Below are 12245 nucleotides of genomic sequence, written 5' to 3'. Positions count from 1 at the left end.
TCTCGCTTCAATTTCATTTTGCGCCCGTTTTATTTGATAAAAAATATGCTTATAACTTGCTAAGGAAAGTATTAAAGAAGCCATTAAAATAACACTCGATACAAGTAAAGTAATTGCACCTTGTTGTTTTGTTATCATTGCCAGTTCCTCTGCTTAAGCTTAATTTGAGAGGAGTGTTGATGAGAGGTATTTTTAAGCTTTACGGTTACAGATATGGATAAATAAGCAGAACTTACCGAGCGATTAAGAGAGGTTTGAACAAGTGTAAAATCCGTCATCGTCATAATATCTGTATCTAATAAAGAATAAAAACGAGTACAAAAATGAATATCGGGTATCGATGACAAGTTAGATTTAGTACATATTTTTAATGTATCAGACGCATACTTTATGCTTATACCTCGCCATTTATCAGGTAACTCCGACGTTTTATAAACATAACTTAATTGCTCACCTGAAACGTGTATAACATTATTTGCTCCAGAAAGCACCGCTGAATAGTGACTATTTCCATTGAAGCCAGCTCGATGACTCTCTTCTTTTATAAAGCGCAATGCATCATTAAGCTCTTGAATTAGTAGAAGGTTCTGACTTCTATCTGCATATAGATTTTGTCCCTTTAAATAGATACTTCCAATAAGCGTTAACACTATGATCCCGATAGTAGAAGCGACAAGTAACTCAATCAAAGAAATTCCACATTGTTTTTGTCTAGCACTTCTTATAACCATAGTGATCCTCCCCTTCAGCACATATTCTGATCCGCCCCGTAATATGGTGAATTAATAGTTTCAATTTTTTACTTCTATCTTTATAAAGCAAAAAACTGGCTGGCATATGAGGAGTGGCTCTAACAGGGTTCAATACAAGCGATGACATATTTGAGGAGATAAATAACTGAGGGTAATTTGTTGAATGTAAATAAGTAATAGAAGACATTTGAGCTTCAGAAATCGTTGTTAATGAACTGTCCTCAGGGTTAAGAGAGAGTATCCAATCATTCGATTCCTTTATGTAAAAAATCTTAAGGGCTTTATTTTGCAGTACTGATTCTGACTTTGCTTGAATTAAAAAACCTTCTAGATCACCTGATAGGCGTTTTATTTTTTGCTGTTCAAGAAGATAAGAAAAACTCGGCACCGCTGACATCAACAAAGTGGCAAGTACAATAATAGTGATAAGTAATTCAAGTAAAGTAAAGCCGCGAGGCATTTCGCAATTTCCTTTGCAACATTCCGATTTGGAATTTTCATCTTGCTAGGAAGAGTAGCACTGTTTAAAACTAGTTATATTATCTTTCAATGAGTTATCGGAATGATTCGAATTTTCAGTATATCAAAAGCACTCAAGTTTCATCATGGCGTGACATTGGTCGAATTACTTATCGTTGTTGCCATAATTTCTATTTTAGCAACGGTTGCTTATCCTAATTACATGTCACACGTATTAAAAAGTCATCGTATGGAAGCGATGTCCGCATTAACCAAGACCCAACTTCATATTGAAAGTTTATATTCAACAAGAGCAGAAGCAACGGCAAAAGATCGATATAAAGCTTTGCTAGAATTAGTTATCAATAAAGAAATAGGTTCTTGTTTAATCGATAGTGTGTGTGACATTGATAAGATAATAAAAGATACCATTTATCTTATGACCTCACAGGATCAAGGGTCAACACCTACATCCTATCAGCCACTCCACAGGGTAATTTAGGACAAGATAAAGACGTTTGTGGGATATTGAACCTTAATGCAGCAGGAGTTGGTTCAGGAGGAGATACTCATTGTTGGTAAGTAAGAGAGATTTATGGCGGGGGAATTTGCGGCTCTTTTCTCAAACTATAAACAGCAAAAAGGCTCATATCTTTCGATATGAGCCTTCTTTAATATGGCAGGGGTGGAGAGATTCGAACTCCCAACACGCGGATTTGGAAAACCACTAAAATAGTTATAAAAACAACTATTTAATATAACAAAAAATCACCCTTTACCATTTTTCACTAGCTTATCAACGTTTTATGGTGATTGAGTGGATTAAGTTCTAACGCCTCTTCTAAATGGTCAGGGGCAAGATGGGCATAGCGCATTGTTGTGGTAATTTCACTATGGCCTAGCGTCTCTTTTAATTTAACGATATTCCCGCCATTCATAACGTAATGGCTTGCAAATGTATGCCGTAATATATGAGTCATTTGTCCTTTAGGTAAATTCAAATCAGCTCTAGCAACCGCTTTTCTAAATGCAGAAAGGCTGCTAAAAAATAATTTTCTATCACTCACTGGCCTAACGTTACTCAGTTCATCAAAAAGCCATGGCTGAACTGGTACGCTTCTATTTTTACCCGACTTAGTGTTTAAGAAAGTTATTTTCCCATCTCTAATTTGTGACGGTTTTAAACTTTCCGCTTCATTCCATCGTGATCCTGTTGCCAGGCATATTTTTACTATATGAATTAACGAGCGATTCGTTGATTTATTACACGCATTCAATAATTGATTGATCTCATCATGCGACAAATAGCATAGCTCACCGTCCCGTTCTCTGAACTGGCGAATTTTCAATAACGGATTAGGGAAACTAATTACACCTAACCTTTCCAACTCATTAAACATAGCTCTTAAATAACTGTGCTCACGGTTTACTGTGGTTGTGCTTATCTCTTTGGTTCTTTCCTCACGATAGGCCGAGAAGTCATGCGCACTAAAATCACAAGCAATCGGATTGCCTAACCTTTCAGACATTCGATAAAGTAATTTACGTAAACGAATATGGTCTTTTAGAGTCTTGCCATGCAACCGATGCCAAACGTCAATAAGTTGATCTAACGTTCGTTCGTCCCTACCTATATTTTCACGTTGTAACTGAAGTTTTAATCGTTTATCTAGCTGAATAGCTTCACGCTTTAAAGCAAAAAAATGTTCAGGGGCATAATTGCTCGAATAACCTTGCTCACTATGTAAAATCATAGGACACCCCATCTATAAAACTTTAGTAAACAAGATGTTAAGCACGTTTCTTGCCTTCCGTGTCGCTTTCTGCAATGCCGAGATCTAATAGGATAGAAAAATCCGGCGCAATTTGACCAGATTCAGGGATCGTTTTATCAGTTGTAAGCCAGTAAGCATACTTCTTGAACTGCTCATGAGTTGCAATTTCAGTGAAATAATCAGACCTTGGAATACCTCTTCCTTGCTCCCAATCCCTCAAAGAACCTACTGATATATCAACAAGTTGCGCCATCTGTATCTGCGTTAACTTTTCAGCAATACGTACAGCTTTGATTTTTTTTCCTATTTCCATGCTTGACTCCACTACTGGTTTTCCAGTAGATTACAACTACGGGATTTCCCGCACACCAATAAACAGCCATAAAAAGCCGTTTCCATAAACCTTGGAGAGTATCACATGCTTGCATTACCCGCGTTATTTTTGGACGTGAGCACTTTTGCAAAAACACACTGTGTCGGGCGCGATAGAGTCTTGCGATTAATGGACATGGGCACAATTCCAGAACTACCAAGTGATGGTAATAAGCGTTATGTCGATATGGTTGAACTTCATGAACGCATGCAATCGCACCAGTTCAAACTGTCCGAGTTATACGAAGATGGTGAGTGATTTAATTCATATGCCCTGTCCTACTATGGCAGGCATGGAAAACCCAAGCCGTGAACGTCGAGAAAATTCTCTGAATATCGTAAGAAATCTAAGAGAAAAATACGGCTTTCAACCAAAGCAAAAGAAACAACCGAAACCATTAACCTATGTATGCACTGATTCACAATGTTTGGAGAGTTGGGAAAAATGAAAATCACAGTTAGAAAACACACGTTTGATTATGGGTTTGTTATAGAAGTAGGCGGACACGGAATTTATTTCAGCCGTTATGAAGTAAGCCGTGAACATAAATCACCTTCAATAATGTTATACCGTGATGATGTAGTTGTGGCACATGTACAGTATTCACTGGGATTGTCACTTGCTCTAATGAGCGTAGTTGAATGCGGTAAAGAATCAGAGACAGTCGAACAATGAAAACTGAAACCCTAATACATGTAGCCGGCATTCTCCGGCCTCTAGACGAAATCCAAAAATAAAATGCCTGCTATGAAGCGGGTTTTTTAGGTTCTAATTTTCAGCAATGGGCTGAAAGTGAGAACCTAAAACACCGTCGTGAAGAGCAACTGCATTATTTAGCGACCAAACACAACCGCGAAGCGGCTGCGCTTGCGCAGAAAGACATAGGCTTGTCCAAGGGCGCAAAAGTCGGCCACGATAAAAACCCTCACAGATTAACGAAAATACAGTCAGCATTGCGCACTATCGCTAACCCTATTGGACGTACTATTGAATTAGATACTCGCATGGGCCATGAAGATTTTGATGTGATGTACTCGACTACAGAGCAATCCAAGGCGCGTGTATTACCGCTAAAACATGAAAAAATACCGCCATTTGAATTAAAACTGTCGCCTGTTTCGTTACAAATCCAAAAACGTGAGTGGTCAGGACAATATCGCGCTCAACTTGTGACACAAACACCCTCAAGTAATGCACCCGATGCAAATACAGGAACACGATTCACTGAAAAATTAACACCTAGTTCAGTAAGTAAGGTTTTTGAGTCTGGGGCTTATGTTGCTCAATGTCATGATGGGTTTTCAGCGTTCATTACTTTAACGTTTAACGAAGCGCAACGACTTGCCATTTTTGGCGGTATGACATTAGGCGATGATGAAAACGGCCCACACTCTCCTGTTGAGTTTAAACGCGACTGCGGTCAAATCGTTTACGCAAAAGATGCCCCATACACTCAATTACCTAATCAACCTTTTCAGGTAATTAAAAGCATTGATACTACGATGGGAAAAGAGGTTTCTCGCTTCCTGAGTGGTGCAAAAAAAATGTATCAGCGCGGTTGGGCAACAAGCGAAGGTGAAAAAATATCAGCTCATTACAAAGCAAAATCATCACAATTTGGCCCTGATAGAGAAAAAGCAGATTTTCATTATTTATGGGTTGCCGAATGTCCACCAAATGAAAATGGCGAGCCAAATCCACACGTTCATTTAATTATGAGATGGACGGTTGAGCCTGAGTATTTCCAAGAATGGGCGAAACGCCTAGAAAACCTATGGGGGCATGGCATTGCTCACATTGAACGTATTCGCCACCCAAAAGCAGCAAGCAGTTATTTAATTAAAGCGATTGGTTACGCAGCTAAAGGGGCAAACGCTGAACAAGGTTTGATTAAAGGAAATAGATATAACATATCTAAATGCTCTCGCGCTCCTGCATGGGAAACTCTCGCCACGTTCGAGGCCGATAACATTACCGCAATCATTAAAGAGCTTGGTTATAAATTGGAACAATGGAAAAAACCACTGCAGCGTTCTTTATCTCGTATCAATAAACAAAAAGAGCAAACAATCACAGCAAAATCAATTGCTATCAAAGCAAATAAACCAAGTGATCATTTAAATAAATTACAGGGTCGAATTATTCGCCTAGAGCACGCTGCAAAGTCAATTTCACAACAAATGAAATCAAAACAAATACACGCATCAACCAAGAATAGATTTTCCTTTGCGATTGATGGCGAAAACGCAAAAGAGCGAATGGATGATTTTCTTTTTTGGGCAGCTGGCGCACGCGGTTGGTCAATGGTGTGCCGTGATGTTGATTGCAGCGATATAAAACAAGAAGCAAATGATTATTACAGCGACCATTACCAACGATTTTTAGAAAAACGCGCTTACTGGCGTGACGTTCTGAATAACTCACCACAAATGAAAGAAGTAAGCGAAGAAGAAATAAGTTATTGGCAAGATCTTAAAATCAGTTATCTAGAGGGAGCAATACACTAGATGAAAGAGCTATTACTAGAAATGCGTTCACGCTTTGAAACACTAAAACAAACACGGCTTGAAATGCTTAAAAGTTTTGTATTCAAAGTTGCAGCACAACAGCTAGAGCCTGTAGAGGGTTTGGCATATCAACAAATGATTTTTAATGAATCTGTAGCAAAAGAAATTACAGAACTAAAACAAGAAATTAAACAATTAAAGGGGTTATCTAATGCCAATTGAAAAAGGTTTTATCAAGTGTAGCGTGTGTTCAAATACATCAACCGTATTTGAAGCAGAAGGTAAACGTAAAAATAAACTATATATTGTTTGTGATACGTGCGGAACAGACCAAAGCAGCAAGCCGCCTAGACAAGCTTATATCATTAAAAATATGGTATCGACTAAAGAAGAACTGGAAATACAACAAGTTGAAGAAATTATTGAAGTAGTATCGGATACCCTAGATATAGTATCTGATGTCGTCATTGATGCCATACCAAGTGATATAAAAATGGTATCGGGCGAAGTCGAAACTAAGCAAGAAATTGCTGATAAAGAACAATCAAATACTTTACTTAAAAATTTAGCTATTGGTTTAGTTATCGGTATCACTCTAATTACAGGCGTTAAGGTATCGGGGGTACTACGATGAGCGAAGTTAATCCAACAACGGCAGACTGGGATTTATCCACCGACGAAGAACAACTTGCTATGCAACTAGACTCATTAGAATCTGAGACTGAAACCGCACCAATTCAAAGCGAAGTACCTAGCTCTGATATTGATGCCGAGGGCGTCAAGTTTGTATCTAATGTGTTCTTAAAAGGCTTTGAGTTAATAGCGAAAAAAGTAGCTAAAAATCCATATCTAAAATTACCAGATGAAGCAGGCGACGCTTTAGCTGAAAAGCTAGTCCCTGTTCTTAATAAATACGATGTGGGTACACCTGAGTTTTTAGATAAATGGTCTGAAGAAATAGAACTAGGTATGGTGATTGCAGGCATTGGATATGGCTTATATCAGCAGCACATAGCCATTCAGGAGCAATTAATAGCTAAAGCTAAAGAAGTGGCAGCGAATGACGGTCAAGGGGCTGAGAGTGAGCAAAAAGCCGCTTAATATCGTATTTCCTAAGCCTATAAACGCAAACAACAGCCACAACAACGAACACTGTTATTATGTGGCTGCGTCTGAGGGCGGTAAAACCAGTGCATTAAAAATGATGCCTAGAATTAAAGCCACAGACCAAGTAATTTTCTTTGATGCCTACGGTGATTATGTCGATGGTTTTAAGGGAAAGAAAGTTGATGTTTATAAAAAAATAGGTGATTTCTATCGTGCGGCAGTCGTTGCGCGTAGAAGTAGCGCACCGTTTAAAATTGCCTTTAATCCTGATGTGCCAAACCGCGACGAGTTTAATAATTTTTGTGGTGTGGCGTGGGCACTTGGTGACGGTAAGCATAAAAAACAATTACACGTTGTCATTGAAGAGGTAGCGCAATTCTCAAACAGTGGTAAAGCCTTTAGTTATTTTGGTAACTTAATGAGTGTAGGCCGTAAATTTGGTTTTGTGATCTCTACTCTATTTCAACGTGGGCAAGAAGTACCTAAAACCGTACTGTCAAACAGTGCCTATAAATGGATTGGGGTACAGGAATCTTCAAACGATTCTTTATACTTGGCAACGGCTACAGGAATACCATTTAAAGACATAGATTCACTGGTTCAGTTTGAATATATATATAAAAAGCCCGGACTCAGAGACAACTATGTAAAAGGAAAACTGAAATTCGCTAAGAAAAAGTAAGTTTACCCATTAAATAAATGTGAACTAAATCACAATTTAAGACGCTCGATACCTAAAGGTATCGGGCGTTTTTTTTGCTTGCGTGGATATAGTATCCAGTCATTAAAGTATGTACTCCTTAAAAACAACTGAGTATATAAATTGAAAAAACTAGACTGGAAAACTATCGGTGTCGCTGTAGGTTTAACCTTTGCAGTAATTTACGCGGTTCATAACGTTGGTGCGCTTGAGTCTGTTCGTCATCCACTTGGTTTGGATGATTAATATGGCTATTAACGCACGTCTTAAAAAAATGACATCAATGTCAGGTATTACGTTTAATGGCGTGGCCTCTTTGATTGTTCCTACTGGTTTAACTTATGAGTCAATTCTCATTAAAACCAACCTAACAGCAGCACAACTTAAAGAAGTTAAACTAACGCTAAACCAAGAAGCTATTTATAACCCAACGGGTACAGATTTAGTTTTCTTACAAAGCTATAAAGGCGAACCAGTTGTTGCTGGTAATTTTGTGATCCCATTTTCTGACATTTCACTACGTGAAGCAGGCGGCGTGATTAACAGTGCATTAGTTACTGAGCGTAACGATTCAATCTTGCTTGAAATTTCAATCGGTGCAGCCGTTGACGGTCAAACCGCCCCACAAATTGAACTATGGGCAATCGTAAGTGATGCGATTTCAGCGCGTGTGTTCTTGCCTCGTTTGACCTACCAGTCAATGCAAGCAGGCGCAACAGGTGAGAATGATTTCGATAATCTAATAAATGCGCCTTGGCGTTTTGTTCGTCGTATGCACTTCCAATCGGACGCAGTAACGGAGCTTGAAATTAAACGTGATTACGTTGAAGAGTTCAAAGCACCGCTAGACGTAAACAACTACGAACTACGTCGAAATGAACGCGCACCAGTAGACGGTGTGTATACATTCGACCCAATCGCGCGCGGTTTTGTTGCAGGTTATGCGTTCCCAACAGCACACGTTAATGAGCTGAAATTCCGTGTTACCTGTTCAAAAGGCGTTCCGAATATCCCTATTCTTATTGAATCGACCGAAGTCGTACGCCCTGAGATTTTCCAAACAAAATAAGGGGTGAATTATGTTTGGTTCAATTATGGACGGCATTAATTCAGTAGTCGGTGGTGTCTCTGATACCGTCGGCTCAATTGTTGACAGTATTGGTAGTGTTGCCGACAAAGTAACAGGTACGTCCGATAAAGTGACAGGCGCGGTTGATAGCGTAAGCGGTACACAGAACGCAGTAGATAAAAATCAAAATGATTCAGCACCTATTGGTGAGAATACAAAGAAAATGATTTTTTACGGTGTGGGTGGTTTGCTTGTGCTTGGTCTGGGCTATTTTCTGGTTAAGGGGAAATAGCATGTTACCAATACTTATTGGTGGTGCAGCCGTGTTATTAAGTGGCGCGGTTGCCATAGACCAAACAGGTGACGCAGTAGAGCAAACAGGTAACGCCTCGTTAAAGTTCGCGGTATTGGCTGTAGTTTGTATTGGTGGCTATGTCATTTATACCAAATCAAAAAAAGGCGGTTAGAGCATGATTGGTACAGCAATGGGAGCACTAGGCGGTGGCGGCATGTCTGGCGGTGCAGGTGGTATTGATTTCGGTGGCGGTGGTCCATCAGCAAATACCAGTACTACAACCAATAACAGCGGCTTTACTGGCGGTGCGGTAAATATGGGCAGCAATAACGGTGTGCCTACATGGGCGATTGTTGGCGGTGTCGTATTGCTTGCCGTGTTCTTACTGAAAGGTAACGGACGTGGTCGCAAGCGTTAATCCCTTTAAACGTATTTTATGGGGTCGAGCCTGTCATGGGCTTGAACCTGTTTTAAATGAATATACGGAAACAGCGAGGCAACGAGTAGCTCAAGGCCTAGAGCATATTTACTGTATAAATGATTATTCAATATGTCTACTTAGGGCTGAATACTCGGAGCTTGTTGTTGTTGGGTTTTATGGACGTTGGTTGTTATGCGAAAGCGCAAAACTGATAGCCAAAAAAGCAAAATTAAAAGGTTTTGCCACAATACGAATACACACAAAGCGTAAAGGCGAATGCAGATTTTTGAATAAACACGGTTTGCCTTTTCAAGTTGTTGAGCATCGCAATGATGGTGAATTTGTTTTAATTATGGAGTTATAAAAAAATGGGCGGTGATTCTAAAAGCTCAACCTCAAATTATACAGAGAATACAAATACCTCTGGCAGTGTTGGCGTTTCAGGCGATAACACAGGGACGGTGATTTCTGGCGTTAATAACTCGACAATCAACACCACAGTAACCGACCACGGAGCTATCAATGCGGCAGGTTCAGCGATTAATAACGCGCTTGAAGCAATGGAGAATATCAATAAAAGCTCTATTGATGGCATTGTAGAATCCAATAAAAACGCCTTAGACGTTGTTAGCTCAACCAATGACAATCTTAGTGATTTAGCTATGCAGTCCGCATCGAACGCAAAAGAAACAATGAACTTTGCAAGCGGTATGCTCGATACAGCATTAACTAAAATAGAAAACTCAGCCACTGGTGGCGAGTCTGGACGAACTAAAGCAATGGTTGCAGTCGTTCTGTTTTTAAGTGTTGCAGGTGGCATTGTCTATACCATGAAAGCATATAAGGGTAAGTGATATGTTGAGAACGGTAACGATAGAGCCAACAGAGAAATATTTTTTTGATGTAGGCAACGGCACTGAGGTATTGATACTACGAGAGGCAACAAAATCAATCACGCTATCTGGTGATGATATTGCCCCTGTAGAAATATCAAAGTGTGATGTGGTGACAATGATTAAATATCGCGGTAAAGCGTTATATTTTCAAAATCAGCACACTGAAAGCGTCACTATTGAATTTCAACTAAGTGACACGATGATTTTAATTCGTGAACAGTTATCAGCTATTAGTGGTAACTCGCTTGTTATTGAAGAAATCGTTAAAGCAATTCAGGTTTCTGAAATTAAAGCCCCCATTGCAATTAAAGGTACTGTGCCTGTTTCGTTATCGTCTGCAATCGAAATAGGCGAAGTTGCGGTAAGCAACACAGTTCACACAAAACAAAGCATTACAGGCCAACTAATCCACACACAGAAGCTAACCGCTTCTAATGGTCGATTTACACCACCTAATGGTGCTTTTATTCGTTCAATGACAATTCAGGCAGGGTTACAAAATACAGATAACGTTTTTGTATTTGGGTTTGAATTACCGAAAGGTGCAGTTATGAAATTTGATTATCCATACCTCGGTGCGCTAAACATTGAGCTAACAGGAACTAATGAAATTAACGGCATTTTCTTAACGGAGGCGGTTTAATGTTTGCGTATATGCCACAAGAGCAACAAGGCGGAGCAGCAGAAATTGAACAAGTTTTTGATGTTACGTTGCACCCTGACTTTGAAAATTTCAGTGCCGGCTTTACACCGCCTAAATTAGTTAAAAAAGGTAATACCGTACACTTATTTGGTCATATTCGACGTATAGCTAATACCACCTCTGGCGTATTTCTACTACCAGATGAATGCAAGCCAAAAAGAGGGCAGCGCATAATGGCGTTAAATTGGAAGGAGGCCGCTTGCCTCAATATAAATAATCAAACGTCTGTTGCAGGAGAATTTAAATTCGAGTGGTTGACTACTAATATTTTAATCAATGATACTCTTTTCTTAAATGGCGCAAGCTATCGGGTTGATTAAGTATGGCCATAATTAAAAAAATAATCGTTATCACTGTCATTGTTGGCGGTTTATATATTGGAGTTCGAGCAGCTATGCCACGCGGTATCAGAAATAAAAACCCGATGAATATCGAGTATCAAAAATCAAATGATTGGGACGGTCAAACAGGCACAGACGGTCGTTTTGCTACGTTCAGCAGTTCGGTTTATGGCATTCGAGCAGGGGCTAAATTAGTTAGTAATTACATGACTAATTATAATCTAACGTCTGTTATCCAAGTATTGGAGCGATTCGCCCCCGCTACTGAAAATCACACGGCAGGTTATGCGAAGTTTGTAGCGGATAAGATGGGTATTAGCCCGTCCGACCGTATCAACAAAGCACAAATACCAAGCATGGTTAAAGCAATGATCCAATTCGAGAATGGCATTCAACCGTACACGGATGAACACATCATGAAAGCGTGCAAAATGGCAGGGGTTGTGTAGTTGGTGACAGATATCGAAGTCCTGAGAATGGCAATTGAAGCAGGGTTAACAATTGAAACCGCTTCTATTGTTTTTTTAGGGTGGCAAATGTTCAAAATGAACAAGCAGTTAATGAACTTAATTTCAGCGCATGAAAAGCGCATTACAGTATTAGAAGTAAGGAAATAACATGGCGAGTAAAGCAGGCTTAAAAGCGAACGGTAAACTAAAGAAAGGCTACAAATTTAAAAAAGGCGGTGGCACAGTGAAAGTGTCAACAACTAAGAAAAAGCCAGCGAAACGCAAAAGTAGAAAAAAGTAAAACAATAGATGTGAAAAAGGCCAGTACTAAGTACTAATGCCGATCATTTAAGGTAAATATGATCGGTTGACCGATCCTTTTTAGATGTCAAAATCCA

24 protein-coding genes are annotated in these 12245 nt (G+C 39.4%); 20 read left to right on the top strand and 4 right to left on the bottom strand.

Features of this window, described 5'->3' with window-relative positions:
- Positions 1-134 precede the first annotated feature (134 nt).
- Complete coding sequence (locus tag PX700_RS20810) at positions 135-731, bottom strand: PilW family protein (protein ID WP_479521811.1); 597 nt, start codon at positions 729-731, stop codon at positions 135-137.
- A complete protein-coding gene (locus PX700_RS20805; protein WP_446703253.1) occupies positions 712-1212 on the bottom strand; it encodes a pilus assembly FimT family protein in 501 nt (166 codons plus the stop codon). Before PX700_RS20805 ends, PX700_RS20810 begins: the two co-directional genes overlap by 20 nt.
- A 102-nt stretch (positions 1213-1314) precedes the next feature.
- On the opposite strand from PX700_RS20805, the gene PX700_RS20800 reads away from it, so the two are divergent.
- Positions 1315-1713 carry a type IV pilin protein gene (locus PX700_RS20800; RefSeq protein WP_479521810.1) on the top strand — a complete coding sequence of 133 codons (399 nt, stop codon included), beginning with the start codon at positions 1315-1317 and terminating at the stop codon, positions 1711-1713.
- Positions 1714-1999: 286 nt separating this feature from the next.
- On the opposite strand, the gene PX700_RS20795 is transcribed toward PX700_RS20800, so the two are convergent.
- Positions 2000-2965: a phage integrase gene (locus PX700_RS20795; protein WP_479521809.1), complete on the bottom strand. Its 966-nt coding sequence runs from the start codon at positions 2963-2965 to the stop codon at positions 2000-2002.
- A 37-nt stretch (positions 2966-3002) separates the two neighbouring features.
- Positions 3003-3299 carry a helix-turn-helix domain-containing protein gene (locus PX700_RS20790; protein ID WP_479521808.1) on the bottom strand — a complete coding sequence of 99 codons (297 nt, stop codon included), beginning with the start codon at positions 3297-3299 and terminating at the stop codon, positions 3003-3005.
- A 189-nt stretch (positions 3300-3488) separates the two neighbouring features.
- On the opposite strand from PX700_RS20790, the gene PX700_RS20785 reads away from it, so the two are divergent.
- The 19 genes from PX700_RS20785 to PX700_RS20695 all read left to right on the top strand — a co-directional run bounded on the left by PX700_RS20785 (position 3489) and on the right by PX700_RS20695 (position 12148).
- Positions 3489-3617, top strand: a complete 129-nt coding sequence (locus tag PX700_RS20785; RefSeq protein ID WP_479521807.1) for a hypothetical protein — start codon at positions 3489-3491, stop codon at positions 3615-3617.
- Between the two features lie 186 nt (positions 3618-3803).
- Positions 3804-4034 carry a hypothetical protein gene (locus PX700_RS20780; RefSeq protein WP_479521806.1) on the top strand — a complete coding sequence of 77 codons (231 nt, stop codon included), beginning with the start codon at positions 3804-3806 and terminating at the stop codon, positions 4032-4034.
- 212 nt (positions 4035-4246) lie between these two features.
- Entirely contained in the window at positions 4247-5866 is a 1620-nt protein-coding gene (locus PX700_RS20775) for a rolling circle replication-associated protein (protein ID WP_479521805.1), read from the top strand.
- On the top strand, positions 5867-6088 hold the full coding sequence (locus tag PX700_RS20770; RefSeq protein ID WP_479521804.1) for a hypothetical protein: 222 nt from the start codon (positions 5867-5869) through the stop codon (positions 6086-6088).
- A complete protein-coding gene (locus PX700_RS20765; protein ID WP_479521803.1) occupies positions 6078-6500 on the top strand; it encodes a hypothetical protein in 423 nt (140 codons plus the stop codon). Before PX700_RS20770 ends, PX700_RS20765 begins: the two co-directional genes overlap by 11 nt.
- Positions 6497-6967, top strand: coding sequence for a hypothetical protein (locus PX700_RS20760; protein WP_479521802.1), 471 nt, complete (start codon positions 6497-6499; stop codon positions 6965-6967). The genes PX700_RS20765 and PX700_RS20760 overlap by 4 nt, the downstream gene beginning before the upstream one ends.
- Positions 6948-7655: a P-loop NTPase family protein gene (locus PX700_RS20755; RefSeq protein WP_479521801.1), complete on the top strand. Its 708-nt coding sequence runs from the start codon at positions 6948-6950 to the stop codon at positions 7653-7655. Before PX700_RS20760 ends, PX700_RS20755 begins: the two co-directional genes overlap by 20 nt.
- Positions 7656-7796: 141 nt before the next feature.
- Positions 7797-7919: a hypothetical protein gene (locus tag PX700_RS20750; protein WP_479521800.1), complete on the top strand. Its 123-nt coding sequence runs from the start codon at positions 7797-7799 to the stop codon at positions 7917-7919.
- Between the two features lies 1 nt (position 7920).
- Positions 7921-8742, top strand: coding sequence for a major capsid protein P2 (locus PX700_RS20745; protein ID WP_479521799.1), 822 nt, complete (start codon positions 7921-7923; stop codon positions 8740-8742).
- Between the two features lie 10 nt (positions 8743-8752).
- A complete protein-coding gene (locus tag PX700_RS20740; RefSeq protein ID WP_479521798.1) occupies positions 8753-9034 on the top strand; it encodes a hypothetical protein in 282 nt (93 codons plus the stop codon).
- A 1-nt stretch (position 9035) separates the two neighbouring features.
- Entirely contained in the window at positions 9036-9209 is a 174-nt protein-coding gene (locus PX700_RS20735) for a hypothetical protein (protein WP_479521797.1), read from the top strand.
- A 3-nt stretch (positions 9210-9212) separates the two neighbouring features.
- Positions 9213-9455 (top strand): hypothetical protein, encoded by a 243-nt coding sequence (locus PX700_RS20730; protein ID WP_479521796.1) that lies wholly within the window; start codon positions 9213-9215, stop codon positions 9453-9455.
- Positions 9439-9822, top strand: coding sequence for a hypothetical protein (locus PX700_RS20725; RefSeq protein ID WP_479521795.1), 384 nt, complete (start codon positions 9439-9441; stop codon positions 9820-9822). Before PX700_RS20730 ends, PX700_RS20725 begins: the two co-directional genes overlap by 17 nt.
- Positions 9823-9826: 4 nt before the next feature.
- The gene (locus PX700_RS20720) at positions 9827-10312 is read left to right on the top strand and encodes a hypothetical protein (RefSeq protein WP_479521794.1); all 486 of its coding nucleotides are present in this window, start codon (positions 9827-9829) and stop codon (positions 10310-10312) included.
- Between the two features lies 1 nt (position 10313).
- On the top strand, positions 10314-10997 hold the full coding sequence (locus tag PX700_RS20715; protein WP_479521793.1) for a hypothetical protein: 684 nt from the start codon (positions 10314-10316) through the stop codon (positions 10995-10997).
- Positions 10997-11377, top strand: coding sequence for a hypothetical protein (locus tag PX700_RS20710; RefSeq protein ID WP_479521792.1), 381 nt, complete (start codon positions 10997-10999; stop codon positions 11375-11377). Before PX700_RS20715 ends, PX700_RS20710 begins: the two co-directional genes overlap by 1 nt.
- 2 nt (positions 11378-11379) lie before the next feature.
- Entirely contained in the window at positions 11380-11847 is a 468-nt protein-coding gene (locus PX700_RS20705) for a virion protein (protein WP_479521791.1), read from the top strand.
- A gap of 3 nt (positions 11848-11850) precedes the next feature.
- Positions 11851-12015, top strand: a complete 165-nt coding sequence (locus PX700_RS20700; RefSeq protein ID WP_479521790.1) for a hypothetical protein — start codon at positions 11851-11853, stop codon at positions 12013-12015.
- 1 nt (position 12016) lies between these two features.
- Positions 12017-12148 carry a hypothetical protein gene (locus PX700_RS20695; RefSeq protein WP_479521789.1) on the top strand — a complete coding sequence of 44 codons (132 nt, stop codon included), beginning with the start codon at positions 12017-12019 and terminating at the stop codon, positions 12146-12148.
- Positions 12149-12245: the final 97 nt, after the last annotated feature.

It is taken from the genome of Pseudoalteromonas sp. TP27 (assembly GCF_056470645.1).
Note: the sequence above shows the minus strand (reverse complement) of the source record. Positions and strands in the feature narration are given on the sequence as shown.